15 protein-coding genes are annotated in these 16,110 nt (G+C 65.4%); 6 read left to right on the top strand and 9 right to left on the bottom strand.

The genetic code is table 11. The features are described 5' to 3' along the window. Positions 1–210: a cold-shock protein gene (locus tag BT183_RS14875; protein WP_072344991.1), complete on the top strand. Its 210-nt coding sequence runs from the start codon at positions 1–3 to the stop codon at positions 208–210. 113 nt (positions 211–323) lie between these two features. On the opposite strand, the gene BT183_RS14870 is transcribed toward BT183_RS14875, so the two are convergent. Then, on the bottom strand, positions 324–956 hold the full coding sequence (locus BT183_RS14870) for an outer membrane protein (protein ID WP_072344988.1): 633 nt from the start codon (positions 954–956) through the stop codon (positions 324–326). Positions 957–1,317: 361 nt separating this feature from the next. Here BT183_RS14870 and BT183_RS14865 point away from each other — a divergent pair, with 361 nt between their 5' ends. Continuing rightward, complete coding sequence (locus BT183_RS14865; RefSeq protein ID WP_072344985.1) at positions 1,318–2,466, top strand: serine hydrolase domain-containing protein; 1,149 nt, start codon at positions 1,318–1,320, stop codon at positions 2,464–2,466. Positions 2,467–2,490: 24 nt separating this feature from the next. Here BT183_RS14865 and BT183_RS14860 read toward each other — a convergent pair whose 3' ends face one another. Together BT183_RS14860 and BT183_RS14855 are read right to left on the bottom strand one after the other, a co-directional pair. Beyond that, positions 2,491–3,024: a LacI family DNA-binding transcriptional regulator gene (locus tag BT183_RS14860; RefSeq protein ID WP_072344983.1), complete on the bottom strand. Its 534-nt coding sequence runs from the start codon at positions 3,022–3,024 to the stop codon at positions 2,491–2,493. A 158-nt stretch (positions 3,025–3,182) separates the two neighbouring features. Then, positions 3,183–4,055 carry a DMT family transporter gene (locus BT183_RS14855; RefSeq protein WP_072344980.1) on the bottom strand — a complete coding sequence of 291 codons (873 nt, stop codon included), beginning with the start codon at positions 4,053–4,055 and terminating at the stop codon, positions 3,183–3,185. 26 nt (positions 4,056–4,081) lie between these two features. Between BT183_RS14855 and BT183_RS14850 the strand changes: the two genes are divergently transcribed. After that, on the top strand, positions 4,082–4,768 hold the full coding sequence (locus tag BT183_RS14850) for a PIG-L deacetylase family protein (RefSeq protein ID WP_072344978.1): 687 nt from the start codon (positions 4,082–4,084) through the stop codon (positions 4,766–4,768). Positions 4,769–4,786: 18 nt separating this feature from the next. On the opposite strand, the gene BT183_RS14845 is transcribed toward BT183_RS14850, so the two are convergent. From BT183_RS14845 to BT183_RS14825, 5 genes are all read right to left on the bottom strand, one after another. Next, complete coding sequence (locus tag BT183_RS14845) at positions 4,787–6,727, bottom strand: glycoside hydrolase family 36 protein (protein WP_072344975.1); 1,941 nt, start codon at positions 6,725–6,727, stop codon at positions 4,787–4,789. Continuing rightward, entirely contained in the window at positions 6,724–7,776 is a 1,053-nt protein-coding gene (locus BT183_RS14840; RefSeq protein ID WP_072344972.1) for a zinc-binding dehydrogenase, read from the bottom strand. Before BT183_RS14840 ends, BT183_RS14845 begins: the two co-directional genes overlap by 4 nt. A gap of 173 nt (positions 7,777–7,949) precedes the next feature. Continuing rightward, positions 7,950–8,954, bottom strand: coding sequence for an ABC transporter ATP-binding protein (locus BT183_RS14835; RefSeq protein WP_072344969.1), 1,005 nt, complete (start codon positions 8,952–8,954; stop codon positions 7,950–7,952). Beyond that, on the bottom strand, positions 8,954–9,961 hold the full coding sequence (locus BT183_RS14830; RefSeq protein ID WP_072344967.1) for an ABC transporter ATP-binding protein: 1,008 nt from the start codon (positions 9,959–9,961) through the stop codon (positions 8,954–8,956). The genes BT183_RS14835 and BT183_RS14830 overlap by 1 nt, the downstream gene beginning before the upstream one ends. 325 nt (positions 9,962–10,286) lie before the next feature. Further along, complete coding sequence (locus tag BT183_RS14825) at positions 10,287–11,039, bottom strand: GntR family transcriptional regulator (RefSeq protein ID WP_143145834.1); 753 nt, start codon at positions 11,037–11,039, stop codon at positions 10,287–10,289. A 171-nt stretch (positions 11,040–11,210) separates the two neighbouring features. Here BT183_RS14825 and BT183_RS14820 point away from each other — a divergent pair, with 171 nt between their 5' ends. From BT183_RS14820 to BT183_RS14810, 3 genes are all read left to right on the top strand, one after another. Next, the gene (locus tag BT183_RS14820; protein ID WP_244545354.1) at positions 11,211–12,764 is read left to right on the top strand and encodes an ABC transporter substrate-binding protein; all 1,554 of its coding nucleotides are present in this window, start codon (positions 11,211–11,213) and stop codon (positions 12,762–12,764) included. 74 nt (positions 12,765–12,838) lie between these two features. Continuing rightward, positions 12,839–13,786 carry an ABC transporter permease gene (locus BT183_RS14815; RefSeq protein ID WP_177282572.1) on the top strand — a complete coding sequence of 316 codons (948 nt, stop codon included), beginning with the start codon at positions 12,839–12,841 and terminating at the stop codon, positions 13,784–13,786. Further along, positions 13,776–14,687 carry an ABC transporter permease gene (locus BT183_RS14810; RefSeq protein WP_244545353.1) on the top strand — a complete coding sequence of 304 codons (912 nt, stop codon included), beginning with the start codon at positions 13,776–13,778 and terminating at the stop codon, positions 14,685–14,687. Before BT183_RS14815 ends, BT183_RS14810 begins: the two co-directional genes overlap by 11 nt. 211 nt (positions 14,688–14,898) lie before the next feature. On the opposite strand, the gene BT183_RS14805 is transcribed toward BT183_RS14810, so the two are convergent. Continuing rightward, positions 14,899–16,074 (bottom strand): mandelate racemase/muconate lactonizing enzyme family protein, encoded by a 1,176-nt coding sequence (locus tag BT183_RS14805; RefSeq protein ID WP_072344959.1) that lies wholly within the window; start codon positions 16,072–16,074, stop codon positions 14,899–14,901. Positions 16,075–16,110 lie beyond the last annotated feature (36 nt).

Below are 16,110 nucleotides of genomic sequence, written 5' to 3'. Positions count from 1 at the left end.
ATGCAGACGGGCACCGTCAAATTCTACAATGATCAGAAGGGTTATGGTTTCATCCAGCCGGACAATGGCGGCAAGGACGTGTTCGTGCACGCCACCGCGCTGCAGCGCGCCGGCCTGCGCGGGCTGAACGAAGGCCAGAAGGTCTCGTTCGACACCGCCGAAGATCGCCGCACCGGCAAGGTCGCGGTCGACACCATCGCCGAGGTCTGATCGGGGCCGGGTGCCCCGGTCCATGCCGGCTGCGCGCCCAGCATTGTAGCTGAAATGAAAGAGGCCGGACCGCTGACGCGATCCGGCCTCTTTCTTTGACGATGAACCGCTTCTTAGAAGCTGAAGTTCAGGCCGGCCTTGACGATGTGGGTGTCGAAGCTGACGTCGGTGTCGCCCGAAGCGAACTCGTAGGTCTGGCTGCCCAGCGAGGAATAGGCGTATTCGCCGAACACGCTGACATTGTCGGTCAGCGCCACTTCCGCGCCCACACCGGCGGTCCAGCCGAGATGGGTGTTGGAAATGTCCTCGACGCCGTCCGTGGCGGTGACGCCGGCATAGGCAATACCGCCCAGGGCATAGACCAGCACCGCGTCCGTGGCCGCAACGCCGGCGCGGATGGTGGTCGAGCCATACCAGTCGGCCGTGCCGCCGGCGATCAGGTCTTCATCGGTGCTGAGATTGGCAACCGACAGATCGGTCTGCAGGCCGAGGACAAACACGTCCATCTGCTGGCGGAAACCGATCTGGCCACCGGCCAGCCAGCCCGAGGCGTCGAAGTCGGCGCCTTCGATGTCCGTGGTACCCCAACCATAGCCGGCATGGATACCGGCATAGAAGCCCGACCAGTCCGACGCCGGCATGGCAACCGGAACGACCGGAGCCGGGGTGTAGGGAATGGACAGGTCGGCGGCAAGGGCCGGGGACGCAATGAACAGGGCCGAAGCCGCAACGATCAGATGTTTCATAACACTCGTACCAAGTTGGTTGGACACTGGCTGGGTAACGCGCGACTGTGGCAGAGGATGAGCAGGCGCGACGAGATTGCCCCCACTGTGTGATTTCTGCGACAGTTGGAGCGAACGGGGATATCTGAGCGATCTTTAAAAATGTAAGAAATACAGAAGGTTGCGAGGCGAGAGGGCTGTGGGCTGTAGGTTCCGAGAGGGTCGTTTCTGGCGCCTTGGCCGCCCTCAGTGTGCCGAACTGCGACAGATTGCGGCGGCGCAGGGTAACCGAATTCCTAACACCGGGCAGGAATGTGCCCATTGATGGCAACAATGTGCACGTGAGGCGCGAATCTTTGCCCGATCTGACCGGAGCAGGGCGATGAAACGGATCCTCGCGGGTGTGCTTCTGGCTTTCGTCGCCGGCTTGGCAGGCATTCTTGCCTACGCGCCCTACATGCCACAGATGATTTTGGAGGGGGCGCCGGACCTCATCTGGTCTGGCCGTTCAACATTTGCGGAAGTGGGCGGGGCGCCCGATGCGGATCGGTTGCGGATCGCGGTGCGCCCCGGATCCTATGGCGCAGAGCTGCTGGAGCTCTTCGAAGACAGCGATGGGGTTGCGCTTTTGGCGGCGCGCGATGGCCGGCTCGAAATCGAGCATTATGCCGATGGCGTTACCGCCGAAACGCGGCTCAACTCCTACTCGATGGTGAAGAGCCTCGTGGCCGCGCTCGTGTTCAAAGCGATCGCCGACGGGCGCATCTCCGGCCGCGAGGCACGCCTGGGCGAGTTTCTGCCCGAGGCCCCGGGCCTCTCGCAGGTTACGCTGGACCGCTTGCTGACGATGCGGGCCGGCATCCAGTTCGAGATCGGCCGGGACAGTTTCGGCGTTGCTGCGGGCATCAAGGATACCGATACCCTGCCCAATCCGCTGGGCCCGCTCGCCCGGCTGCATTATCAGGGGCTCATGCCCCAACTGGCAGGGCTTTCCGTGTCGGACGGAGGGCCAGAGGTCTGGACCTATCAGAACATCAACACGGCGCTTCTGGGCGCGGTGTTGGAGCGCATCTATGGCGCGCCGCTCGAAACCATACTGGCCAAAGAGATCTGGCAGCCGGCCGGAGCCACCAGCGCGTTTTGGCGCCGGCCGGCCTCAACTGAAATGGTCTCAGCCTATTGCTGTCTTTATGCGACGGCGCGCGACTGGATACGCATCGGCACCTTCATCGCTGCCAATGGTACGCCAGCCGACCCCTTTCTTCCGGACGCCGACTGGCGCACACTGCTCGGGCTCGACATCGATCCGACCCTGCGCGCCAAGGGGCATTATGGGTTCGGGATGTTTCAGGATGTGCTCGATCGGCCCGGCGAGACCCTCAACGGCGGGCTGACCTATTTCGGTGGCCAGAGCGGCCAGATCCTGTCGATAATGCCCGAGCGTGGGCTGGTCATCTACCGCGCCGGCCGGCGACACCAGCGGCTCCATTCGACCCATTATGCCGTCTGGAACCGACTTTCGGCGCGATGAGGCCTTCGCGCCGAATGGCAGTGCTTACGTCGCTTTCTGGCTTTCGAGGAACTCGATGACCATGGCATCGAGCCAGCTGTAGCTTGTGGCTTCGGCCTTGAGCCGACCGTGGGCGACGAAGGGGAAATCGCGCGCCTTGAGATAGGCGACCCGCTCATCCTCCTCCCCGATACGGGTAAGGACGATGCCGTCGGCCTGGCCGGCTTCCACGACGTGGCGCAGCACCTGCAACTCGGTCTGACCCGGCTGGGCGGCGGCGAGAAAGAGATCGACGCCATCGGCGACGAGGCCTTCGCCCAGCCCCATGACGAAATCGCCGAAATAGCTGTCGACGAAATTGGGGCCTCGGATCGGCAGGGCCATGCACACGAAACCCGAGCGCCCCGAAACGAGCTGGCGCGCGGCGCGGTTGGGCACGTAGCCCAGTTCCTGCGCCGCCTTGACGACGCGCTCGCGGGTCTTTTCGGCGATCTGCTCATGGCCGGCAAGCGCGCGCGAGACGGTCGTGATCGACACGTCGAGCCGGCTGGCCAACTCCTTGAGCGTCTTGGCGCGCATCGATCCTCCAAACGACCCGATTCCATCGCAAACGTTGGCGATGAAGATCTATTCCTTTGCAAACGTTTTAAATTCTAGCGCGAGCGCGTATAGGAGTCAAATGCCCTGCGTGAAGCGCAGGGCTGCCATGCTGGATGGAGATGAAAAGCGTGCCGGGATCAGGGTTTGTCGGCAATGACAGGCACGTCGCGCACCTTTTCGCGCACCAGCGTCAGGAGCCCCGAGGCTGCCAGAATCGCCAGCCCGATCAGCGCCAGGAGGTTCGGAACCTCGTTGTAAAAGCTCGCCCCGATGACCACGGCCCAGGCGATCTGGCTGTATTGCACCGGCGCGACCTGGTTGGCCGGCGCCTGCCTGAGGGCCGCGATGAGGGTCACCTGGCCGATCGACCCGATGGCGCCGGCGGCGAGCATGGTCAGGAGTTCCTGCCAGCTCGGCCAGCTGAAGGTGGGCAGCATGGCGAAGAAGTTGAACACCAGCGCATAGGCCAGCATCATGCCCAGAAGCGAGGTGCGCTTTTCGTCCGCCGCCACGGTGCGCAGGATGATCACCGTCATGGCCCCGAGGAACGCGACGCCAAGCGCCGCGACATGGCCCAGCTCCAGCGCCTTGAAGCCGGGCTGCACCACCAGCACCGTGCCGCAGAGCCCGGTGATGACGGCCAGCCAGCGATAGGGCCCGATCTTTTCGCCCAGCAGCACCATCGAGGCGAGCGTGGTCAGAAGCGGGGCGAGGAAAATGAGCGCATAGGTTTCGGCGAGCGGAATATGGGTGAAGGCGTAGATGCCCAGCACCCCGGCCAGAAGCGAGCAGGTGGCGCGCAAATTGACGGCGTAAGGGTGCTTCATGCGCCAGAAATGCCGCCAGCGCTCGCCCTTGGGCTTGGTGAAGAAGATGACGGCGCTGGCCGCAAGGGCCGTGAAAAAGCCGATCTCGAAAACGCTCGGGCCTCCGGCAAGCGATTTGACGATGGCATCGCCCCACGAAAAGGTGGCGTAGGTGACGAATGCGAGGATGACGCCGTGGTTCACGACAGGAGGTTCCGTTGGGCAGTGGGTTGAGGGTTCTGGCGCTCGGGGCCCATCCCGACGACGTCGAAATCTACATGTTCGGCGCGCTCTCCGCATGGTCCGTGGCGGGGGCGACGGTGACGATCGCGATTGCCACCGATGGCGCCAAGGGCGGAACGGGCGATCCCGCCGAAATGAGCCGGACGCGCAAGCGCGAGGCGGCCGAAGCCGCGGCGCTGCTGGGCGTTGCGCCGCGCTTTCTCGATTTTCCCGATGGCGCGCTGGTGCCCGATGCGGGGCTGGTGGGTGGGCTCAAGGGGCTGATCGGCGAGGTTCTGCCCGATATCATCGTGACCCATGCGGGCAACGACTATCACGGGGACCACCGCGCGCTTTCGGAGGCGGTGGGCATCGCGGCGTCCTTTACCGCGCCGGTCATCCATGCCGACAATCTGCGCGGGGTGGGGTTCGCGCCGACCCACTATGTCGACATCACCGCCCATGCCGAGATGAAGGCGCGCGCCATCCGCGCCCATGCTTCGCAAGATCCAGAGCGCTTCGTGGTGGCCACGGGCCTCCTCAACCGCTTCCGGGCAGCACAGGCCAATGGCGGGGAGACCGAACAGGCCGAGGCCTATCGGTTCGAGCCGATCTTTCCCTTTGTCGACATCAGGGCGCTGCTGCCGCCCGCCCCGCAGGTGCGGCCCGTGCGCAATCGCAACATCGCGACCTGACGGAGGGGCGTTGCGCACTCACCGGGCCGTCACGGTAACGAGGCGGGACTGGTAGGGCAAAAACGCGATGTGCCAGCCTTCGGCGGTCGCGATCGGGGCCGGCCCCTCGCCATCGCAGGTGGCGGCGAGATGGCCCGAGAGCCCTGTGGTTTCTTGGCACAAAATCCGCGTCGTGGGCCGGTCTGAGGTGTTGAAGAGGTTGATGCGCACCGTGCCATCGCCGGCCCGGACGCGCTGCACCAGCACCGGATCGCCCTCGGCGATGGCGCGCGGGCTGCCATCGGGCGCGTGGCCGGGCCGGTAGCGCAGGCTCGCGCGGCCCAGTTCCGGGAAATCGCAGGCGAAGGGTTCGCCATCGTCGGCCAGCTCGGCGAGGAGCGCGCGGCGGGCCGAGGGGACTTCGTCAAGCTGGTCGCTGGTCATCAGCACGCCGCCCGAAAGCCCGGCATAGCGGGCGAGCGAATGCACCTGCGCATCGGAGAGCTGGTGGAAGCGATCGCGCAAAAGGATGCAGTCGGGATCGGCCTGCCACAGAATGCCATTGGCGAAATTGCGGCTGGCCTGGTCGCGCAGCAGCGATTCGGCGGAATAATGCCCGTGCCAGGTGACCCCGATATCGCGCCCGATGCGCAGCGCATCACAGAGCCCGACCGGAGCCCAGAGGGGTGATCCGCAGAGGAGCCATTGGGCTTCGCCGATCTCCTCTCGGATGAGGCGCGCCATGGTCATCCAGATCTGCATGCGGGAGAGGCCGTCGCGATGCCAGCGCGCCGCCTCGGGGCCATACATGGCGCCTAAATGCATGAAATCGGTCTTGAAATAGGCGCAGCCCCACTCCTTCGCCCAGATGCGGAAGACCGAGCGGATATAGGCTTCTGCCTCGGGATGGGTGACGTCGAGGACGTAATATTCCTCGCTGCGCTTGTGCCAGCGAAACTCGCCATAAAAGGTCATCGGGGCCAGCGGCGCGCCGGTCGCGCGGCTTTTCACCACCCAGTCGGGATGCTCGCGATAGAGCTTCGAGCGATTGCCCACCATGAAGGGGGCGATCCAGAGGCCGGGGGTGAAGCCTTCGGCGGCGATATCGGAGAGCAACTGGGGCAGCCCTTCGAGCCCCGGCTTGAAATCGAGCCAGTCTCCCATTTCGGGGGTGAAGCCATCATCGATCAAGAAAATGTCGAAGGGCGTCTGGGTCTCGTCGCGGAAGCGGCGCGCGGCGCCGAGATGCTCGCGCAGCACCGGCTCGCTGAGCGAGGCGTAGAGATTGTACCAGGAGCACCAGCCGGTGAGGCGCCGGGCGGGGAGGCGCGGAGGCAGGGGCGAGGCCTCGGCAACCTGCCGGGCCCAGTCGCGCAGCGTAGCCTCGATATCGGCGCCGCCGGCAAAGAGCACGAGGGTCTCGGCAGCGACTTTGCCCTCATGCGGCACGCCATCGATGAGGGTTTCGATATCGAGCCCGAGCGGGCCATCGGCGAAGGAAAAGCGCAGGCGCGACTGGAAGCGGTCGTGACGGAGAAAGCCGAGAACGGCAGTTTGAGCCTGTCCCCGCGGCACCAGCGCCGTCATCGCATAGGCTTCGAGCAGAGTGGGATCGGGCGGAGTGAGGCTGCGGACGGCGTCGGGCTCGACGAAATAGGAGCCATCCCAGCTCATATAGCCATTGCGCAGATAGCGCTGCACATTGGCGATGCGGGTGAACCTGAGCCCGATGGCCGAAGGGGCCAGCGTTCCGGCAAAGCCCTCGACGCGCATGTCGAGCCGGGTGCGGCCTTGCTCGGAGGTGATCGAGAGCACGAAACGCAGGCCATCGCTGCGCTGCCAGACGCAATCGGCGCCGGTGAGCGAAGGCGGCGTGGCGGAAAACACGGCGCCATCGAGCAGCGGCACGAGACCCTCGATCAGGATGCCGGCGCCGGCGAGGGTGAGGGTCTCGCGATCGAAGGCGAAGGGGGTGGTCATCTGCGGGCCTCGAAATCCAGCACGGCCTGCATGAGGCCGGGTTCGCCAGCATCGAGCCGCGCGAACAGGGCAGGGGCCTCGGCAAAGGGCACGCTGTGCGAAATCAGCGGCAGCAGGTTGAGGCGCCCCTCATGCTGAAGGCGGACCGCGGTCTGCCACAGCCGGAGCTTGTTCCAGCGATGGCTGATGGCGGGGGCGACGCCCGAGATCTGGGACGAGACGAGCTCGATGCGGTTGTGGTGGAATTCCTCGCCCAACATCAGCCCTCGCGCCTCGCCCTGGAAAAAGCCCATGGCGACGACGCGGCTCGCATAAGCCACGGTGCGCATAGCTTCGGCCAGCGCGCGGGGGGCGCCGGAGACCTCGATGCAGATATCGGCGCCGCGCCCGCCGGTCTCGCTCTTGACGATCTCGGCGATGGAGCCGGCGGTGGGGTCGAGCACGCGATCGGCACCGAGTGTCAGCGCCAGATCGCGGCGCGCGGCGACGGGATCGACCCCGATAACGGTGGCGCCAGAGGCGCGGGCGCCCTGCAAAACGATCTGGCCCGGCACGCCGAGCCCGAAGACCACGACGAGATCGCCCATGCGGATCTGCGCATCATGCACGCCATTGAGCGCCACGGCGCCGATATGGGAGAAGATGCCGATGAGCGGATCGGCGCCTCCGGGCATGAGGCGGGCGATGGCGTCGGTCTCGCTCATCACATGGGCGGTGCGATGGCCCCAGGTGCCGAAAACGCGCTGGCCGGGGCGGAGGCGGGTGACCTCGCGGCCGGTCTCGACGATCTCGCCCACTTCCTCATAGCCCAGATTGCGCACCGGCCACTCCCAGCTGGGCTTTTCGGCATCGCGGAAAAGCCGCATGCCGACATCCCATTGCCGCTGCATGAACGGGCTGGTGCCGCGATACTGGGTCAGCTCGGTGCCGGCGCTGATGCCCGAATGGAGCGTGGCGATGCGCACCTCGTCGGGTCCGAGCGGGGCGGTCTCGTAGGGCTCGAAGACCAGCTCTTTGGGTGCGGCAAGGGCCAGGGCTTTCTCGGTCATCTTCGATCCTCCAACGAACGGCGGCTGTTTACGCCTTTGGGGCGTGGCCAGCCACGAAGATCGACCTGCAAAAAGGGACTATTTTTTGCAGAGCGCGCGAGGAGCCCCTAGTGCAGCGCCTGTGGCGCCACCCCCACCCGGCCTCCCCCGTATAGGGGGGAGGCGAAGCGGGGTCAGGATGCGGCCGGCTTGGCGAAATGGCAGTTGGCCGTATGGCCCGGGCTCACGGTGACCGGAGGAGGGGCGGTGGTGGAGCAGACGGGTTGGGCGATGGGGCAGCGGGTGTGGAAGCGGCAGCCGCTGGGCGGATTGGCGGCCGAGGGCACGTCTCCCTTGATGGTGAAGAAGGATTTCCGCCCCTTGTCGGCGGTGGGCACCGAGCCCAGCAGCGCCTGCGTGTAGGGGTGAGCCGGCGCGTTGAAGATCGCGCCCTTGGGGCCGATCTCGACGATCTGGCCCAGATACATCACCGCCACCCGGTCGGAGATGTGCCGCACGACGCCGAGGTCATGCGAGATAAACAGATAGGTCAGCCCCAGATCGTGCTTCAGATCCTGCAACAGGTTGAGGATCTGCGCCTGAACGGACACGTCGAGCGCCGACACCGCCTCGTCGCAGACGATGAAGGCCGGATCGAGCGACAGCGCGCGCGCGATGCAGAGCCGCTGCCGCTGGCCGCCTGAAAATTCATGCGGAAAGCGCGCCGCGTGATGGGTGGCGAGCCCGACCCGGTCGAGAAGCTGCCGCAGGCGCTTTTCGCGTGAGACGGTGTCGCCCACATCATGGATCACCAGCGGCTCGACGATCAGTTCACCGGCTGTCATGCGCGGGTTGAGGGCGCCGAAGGGGTCTTGGAAAACGATCTGCATGTCGCGCCTCAGCGCCCGCAACTCGCCGGCCCCCATCGCCCGCACGTCGCGGCCATCGAAGCGCACGACGCCCTCCGAGGGCTCGATGAGTCGCAGGATCAGCCGGCCGGTGGTGGTCTTGCCGCAGCCGCTTTCGCCCACGAGCCCGAGCGTCTCACCCTTGCCGATCGAAAAGCTGACATCGTCGACGGCGCGCAGGATGCGCTGGTTACCGCCGAAGAGGCCGCGGCGCCCGAGTGTGAAGTGCCGGGCCAGATGTTCGACTTCGAGCAGGGGGCGGGGCGGGCGGGTCTCTGCAACAGCGTCCATTACGGCACCTGCCTGAACTGGTAGCCGGTATTGCGGATGCAGGCGGCGCGATGGTTGTCCCCGAGATCGACAAGCGGCGGTTCGGCAGTGCTGCAGGGCGGGCGGGCATAGGCGCAACGCGGCTCGAACCGGCACCCCGGCGGTGGCGCGAAGGCCGGCGGCACCATGCCCTCGATCGCCTTGAGGCGCACCTCGTCGCGATCGACGGGCGGGATCGAGGCGAGGAGCCCCTCGGTATAGGGATGGCGGGGCGCATCGAACACCACATTGGCGCGCGCATCCTCCATCACGCGCCCCAGATACATGATCATGACGCGATCGGTGAAGGCCGAGACTACGCGCAAATCATGGCTGATCAGGATGATGCCCATGCCATATTCCGATTGCAGATCGGCCATCAGGTCGAGGATCTGCGCCTGGATGGTGACGTCGAGCGCGGTGGTCGGTTCGTCGGCGATCAGCAGCTTGGGCCGGCAGATCAGCGACATGGCGATCATCACGCGCTGCCGCATGCCGCCCGAAAGCCGGTGCGGATAATCGTCGACGCGGGTTTCGGGAGAGGGAATGCCCACCCGGCGCAGCGCCTCGATGGCGCGGTCGCGCGCCTCGCGGCGGCCGATGCCGGTATGGCGGCGCACCGTTTCCATCAGCTGGTCACCGATGGTCAGGACGGGGTTGAGCGCGGTCATAGGCTCCTGGAAGATCATGCCCATGGCCGACCCGCGCAGGTTCTCGAGGTGGCCCTCGTCGGCGGTAAGAATATCCTCGCCCATGAGCCGCAGGCGATCGGCCGTCAATGTCCCGCCGAAGGGCAGGAGCCGCATGATGGCCAGCGCCGTCATCGACTTGCCCGATCCCGATTCCCCCACGATGCCGAGCGTCTCGCCGGCCCTGAGCGTAAAGCTCATGCCCCCCACGATCTCGGTCGTCCCGAAGGAAACCCTCAGGTTTTCGACCTCGAGCAGCGGGGCGGCAGGCGGGACGGCGGTAGGTTTGGGCAGCGGCATCGGGTGGGGCGGACCTTCCTATCTGTGCGATCCGGCGAAAGCCGGAGGCGGTTCGGCAGCGTCTAGGTCAGCGATGATTGTATACTATTATACGATTTGCAAGGGTTGATGCGGGGTGGCGGGTGCAGCGCCCTCGTCCTTCGAGGCTTTGCTGCGCAAAGCACCTCAGGATGAGGGCGAGAGAGTGGAGCGCGCGGGACTATGCACAATGAGGGCGAAAGAGCGCAGTGGTACCGCAGGCCTCATCCTGAGGAGCCTCGCAGAGGCGTCTCGAAGGACGAGGCCGGGCGCCCGCATTGGGAGCGCGCCGGCAATCTCCCGATCCTCACCCCGCCTTGTTGCGCCGCTCCAGCATGCGCAACTGCTCCACGAGATGCTCGTAGTCGACCGCGCGGGAATATTCGAGGATGTGGATTTCCATCAGCCGGTCGAAGGCTTCGCGGTCGCCTGATTTCAGCGCGGCCACCACCTCGTCATGCTCCTCGACGATGCTCATCACCCCCTTTTTCATGGTCGAGAGACCGAAGATGATGGTGAGCTGGCGCGAGAGCGGCTCGAGCGTGCGCACCAGCACCTCATTGCCCGAAAGGGTGCAGAGGCAGAGGTGGAATTCGGTATCGAGGCTGGCGACGCGGAACCCGTCATCGGCTTCGCCGGCCGCATGCATGTCGGCCAGCACCTTCTCGAGCGGGGCGAGCACGCCGGGGTCGGATTTGAGCTTTTCCATCACCTCGGCGCCGGCCAGCTTTTCGAGGGCGAGGCGCACCTTGAGGATCTTTTCGAGCCGGTCGATGTCGACGCTCATCAGGCTCATGCCCCGATAGCGTTCGGAAACCACGACGCCCTGGCTCTCGAGCAGCCGCAAGGCCTCGCGCACCGGAATGCGGCTGACATTGAGCGAGCGGGCAACCTCCGCTTCCACGATCCGGTCGCCGGGAAGGAAGATGCCCTTGGCGGTCGCTTCCACGATGGCATCGACCACCTGGTCCACGAGGCTCTTGGCGCTGAGCGGGGCGAGCCCGGCGAGACGGGTGCCTGTTTGGGTGCTGGTTAAAGTCCGGCCTGGGGCGGTCGGCATTGCGTTCAATGTCCTTGACAACGAGGTTCAGCTAACATCGTATACGATTATAAGATTATACGATCTTGGCGTACCAGTTTGTATAACGGCTGTGTCGCAGGGCCACAAGCCACCGCTGCCCGGCCGGAGCCTAGCAAGGGAGCAAGAGGGACCATGGACATGCATCACCGAGTGACTGCTCTTATCCGACTAATCGCCGTATCGGGCGTAGCCACCGTTGCCGCAATGGCACCGGCCGGCGCCGCCTTGGCCCAGCAGATGGGTGGGGAGCTCATCGTCGTTCAGGGCTCCAATCCGCCCAGCCTCGACGCGATGAACACCTCGTCCGGCGCGTCGCGCAATATTAACATGAACGTCTACGAGACGCTCTACGGCTTCAACGAGAATGTGGAGCCCATCCCCATCCTCGCCGAGGGCGTCGATATCTCGGAAGACGGGCTGACCTATGTCTTCACGCTGCGCCAGGGCGTCAAGTTCCACAATGGCGACGAGATGATGGCCAGCGACGTCAAGGCGTCGATGGAACGCTACCGCAAGGTCGGCGCCACCGGCACACTGCTCGAGCCGGTCGCCAACATCGAGGTGACGGGCGACTACGAAGTCACCTTCACCATGAAGGCGCCGACCCCGACCTTCCTCGAAGCCTTCTCCTCGCCCCGCGCGCCCGCCGTCATCATTCCCGAGGAAGATGGCGCCGCCGAGCCGGGCAAGACCAGCCTCGTGGGCACGGGCCCCTACAAGATCACCGAATACGTGCCCGACAGCCACGTCACCATCGAGAAATTCGCCGATTATTCCCAGGACATGGACCATGAGGGCATGGACGGGTTCGGCGGCAAGAAGACCGCCTATCTCGACACGGTGACCTTCCGCATCATTCCCGAGCCGGGTGCGCAGGTTGCCGCGCTCGAAGCGGGCGAAGTGCATATCCTCGAAGCCATTCCCGCCCCGGCCGCTCGCCGGCTCGAAGGCAATGCGGACATCGAGATCCAGGAAAACCTGCAATGGGCGTTCGGCACGCTCATCCTCAACGTCAACGAAGCGCCCACCGACAACGTCAAGTTCCGCGAGGCGGTTCAGGTGGCGCTCAACATGGAAGAGATCGTGGGCATCGCCGCCGAAGGCGTGTTCGAGCTCAACCATGGCTGGACCTACCCGAACTCGATCTACAATGTCGGGGATATCGGGGCCAATTACTACAACCAGGGCGATGTCGAGCGGGCGAAGGCTCTTCTGGCCGAGGCCGGCTATAATGGCGAGGAGTTCTCCATCCTCACCGACAACTCGATCCCGTTCCATGGTCGCTCGGCCGTGGTGATCGCCGAGCAGCTCAAGGCCGCCGGCATCAATGCCGTGATCAACCAGGTCGACTGGCCGACGGCGCTCAACCTGCGCATGCAGGATACCGGCTGGAACGGCTGGACCCTCACCATGGGCATCGAGCCTTATCTCGGGCCCGCGGCCATCGTCTCGACGCTGACCGGCGCGCGCCCGCACTTCGTCAAGAACGATCCGGTGCTCGACGGGCTCTATCAGGAGCTGATCGCCGGCGCGACGCCCGAGGCCCGCAAGGAAACCTTCGCCAAGATCCAGGAGCAGCTCTACACCTATTTCGGCATCATCAAGCTCGGCGATACCGGACAGCTCCAGGCGACGCGTTCCAACGTCAAGGGCTTCAAGACCTTCCGCTTCCCGCGCGTCTACGACGTGTGGCTGGAAAACTGACCCTCTGATAGCGTTCATCCGGCGGGACCTTCGGGTTCCGCCGGCTTTATTGAAAAGCGCGAGGCTCGATCCCCTTGGCCCTCTTCCTCGTCAGACGGCTCCTGAGCGCCATACCCGTGCTGCTCGTTGTCTCGCTCATGACCTTCCTCATCATGTGGCTGGTGCCCGGCGACGTGTCGGCCGAAATCGGCGGCACCGACGCAACCGCCGAGCAGATCGCGCAGATCCGGGCCCAGCTGGGCATCGATCGCCCGATCCTCGAACGTGCGCTCTCCTGGTATGGCAATCTCTTCCAGGGCGATCTGGGCTATTCCTATCTTCTGGGGCGCTCGGTGGTCGATGCGGTGCTCGAGCGCCTGCCGGTCACCCTCTCGCTCACTGCCCTTGCGCTGGTCTTTGCCACCATCATCGGCACGCTTCTGGGCATCCTCGCCGCCGTGCGCCACAACAGCTGGCTCGACCAGACCGCGATGGTCGCCGCGCTGGTGGGCCTTTCGATCCCCGATTTCTGGTTCGGCATCGTGCTCATCATCCTCTTCGGGGTGTCGCTGGGCTGGCTGCCGACCGGCGGCTTCGTGCCCATCACCGAGGATGTCTGGGGCTGGGCGCGCACCATGGCGCTGCCTGCCTTTACCCTCGCCATCACCCAGATGGGGGTGATCGCCCGCATGACGCGCTCCTCCATGCTCGACGTGCTCAACCAGGATTACATCCGCACCGCCCGCGCCAAGGGCATGCGCGGGCCTACCGTGATCTTCAAGCACGCGCTCCGCAATGCGATGGTGCCGATCATCACTGTGGTCGGGGTCACCACCGGGGTCTTGCTGTCGGGCGCGGTGGTCATCGAGCAGGTGTTCTCGCTGCCCGGCGTCGGGCGGCTGATCATCGGGTCGATCCAGCGGCGCGATTTCCCCGTCATCCAGGGCGGGCTTTTGGTCACCGCCTGCGTCTTCGTTTTCGTCAACATCGTGGTGGACATGCTCTACGGCGTCTTTGATCCAAGGGTGCGCGATGACCGCTGAGATCGAGACCCTTCCCGAGGATGGCGGATCGCTGCGCCGGCAGATGCGCAAAGCGCGCTGGCGCGCCTTCGGGGTGTTCCTCAAACGCCTCGTGGCGCACCGCTCCTTCCTCATCGGCGCGATCATCCTCGTGCTGTTCTCGGCCGTGGCGCTGTTTGCCGACCTGCTCGCGCCCTATGCGCCCAACCGCAACAATTACCGCTTCATCCTGATGCCGCCCTCGGCCGAATTCTGGTTCGGCACGGATGGTTATGGCCGGGATATATTGAGCCGGGTGATCTATGGCACGCGGGTGTCGCTGTTCATCGGCGTCACCGTGGTGCTCTTCACCGGCATTCTGGGGACGCTGCTGGGCACGCTGGCGAGCTATGTCAGCTGGCTCGATGCGCTGATCATGCGCGGGCTCGACGGGCTGATGGCCTTTCCCGGCGTACTGCTGGCCATCGCGCTCGCCTCGGCGCTCGGCCCCTCCGAGATCACCGTCATCATAGCGCTGACGGTCACCTTCACGCCGCGCACCGCCCGCGTGGTGCGGGCCGGGGTGCTGGTCGTCAAGGGCATGCAATATGTCGAGGCGGCTCAGGCGGTGGGCGCGGGCCACGCGCGCATAATCTTCCGCTATATCCTCGCCAACGCTCTTTCCCCGCTGATCGTGCAGCTGACCTTCGTCTTTGCCGTGTCGATCATCGCCGAAGCCATCCTCTCCTTCCTCGGCGTCGGCCCGCCGCCTCCGGCACCGTCCTTGGGCAACATCATCGCCGACGGGCGCACCTATATCCAGGAAGCCTGGTGGATCGCCGTCTTCCCCGGCCTCGCAATCGCCTTTGCCGTGCTCGGCCTCAACCTCATGGGCGACGGCCTGCGCGACATCATCGACCCGCGCCAGCGCAATCATCGGTAGGGCCCCTTCACCTCCCCTCGACGGGGGAGGTGAAATGGGTGGAGCTGCGGACGCTGTGTTGTAGGATAGACCCGCACCCCCTCCCAGCCTCCCCCGTGAAGGGGGAGGTGCAGGGCGGTGCGCGTGGAGAGGTCAAGCCCCGATCCAGCCTCCCGCTTCACCTCACCCTAGAGGGGGAGGTGCAGTGTGGCGCAGGTGGAGAGGGAGCAGGTCAGATCGCCGGAGTGCGGTAGAGGACCTGGCCTTTGACGCTGATCTCGGTGTCGACGAGATAGGGCTTGAGGCGCACGAGATCGACATCGATGCCGAGGCCCGGGGCCTCGGGGGCGCGGATTTCGCCATTGGCGTCGCGCAGGATCGGGTTGGTGGCGATGGCCTGCGCCAAGGCGCTCGGATCGGCGGGATATTCGCAGATGCGATCCCTGGCAACGCCGGCATAGGGCTGCAGCGAGGCCGACAGCGCCAGATGCGTCGTGAAGGTGTGGTTGACATAGGTGATGCCGCGGGCGCCGGCGAGATCGGCCACGATCTTGGCCGGGCCGATGCCGCCGATGCGGCCGCAATCGATCTGCACGAAGCCGACCTTGCCGATATCCATCACATGGCGGGCCATGGCGAGGTTGTGCGCCGCCTCGCCGCCGGCGGTGCGCACGCTGGAACCCCGCGCGCCGAGCGCCGCATAGGCCTCGTAGGATGAGCCATAGAAAGGCTCCTCGAACCAGTGCGCCTTGACCTTTTCGAGGGCCGGCAAGCGGGCAGCGGCGGCGTCGACGTCTTCGGCGAAGATCTGCCCGACATCGACCATGAGCCAGCCATCGGTGCCCAGCCCCTCGCGGGCGGCGACGAACTGGTCGGCATCATCCTGCGCGGAGGTGGTGCCGATGGGGCCCCAGCCGAACTTGGCGGCCGAAAAGCCGTCGGACCGGGCCTTTTTCGCGCGCTCGAGCGTCTCCTGCGGGGTATCGCCGAAGAGCAGCGAGGCATAGGGGATCTTGGCTTCGGAGCGCTGGTAGCCGAGCAGCTTCCATACGGGTTCGCTGCGTGCCTTGCCCAGAATGTCCCACAGCGCCATCTCGATGCCGGAGAGAGTGTGCTGGGCTTGAAGCAGGTCCATGCTGTCGCGCGCCACGAGCCGCGAGATGGCGTCGATATCCTCGGGGCCATCAAGAGCGTGGCCCAGCACCGAGGCCGAGACGGGCCGGCAGGCGCCGTGGCTCATGGGGCAGACGAAGGCCGCGATGGTGGGCAGTGGCGCCGCCTCGCATTCACCCCAGCCGACATAGCCGCCCGCCGAGACCCGGACCACGAGCGCATCCTGGCTGCCATCGGCGGCAGTGGTGACCTCGGGCATGGCGAAATAGAAAAAGTCTACGGCGTCGATTTTCATGGGGGTCTCTTTGCAGGTGCGAGGGATCGCATCTCA

Origin of the sequence: Devosia enhydra (genome assembly GCF_900119845.1) — a bacterium.
GTDB lineage: Bacteria > Pseudomonadota > Alphaproteobacteria > Rhizobiales > Devosiaceae > FPKU01.
The sequence above is the reverse complement of the archived record's forward strand: the minus strand, read 5'-3'. Positions and strand labels throughout refer to the sequence as shown.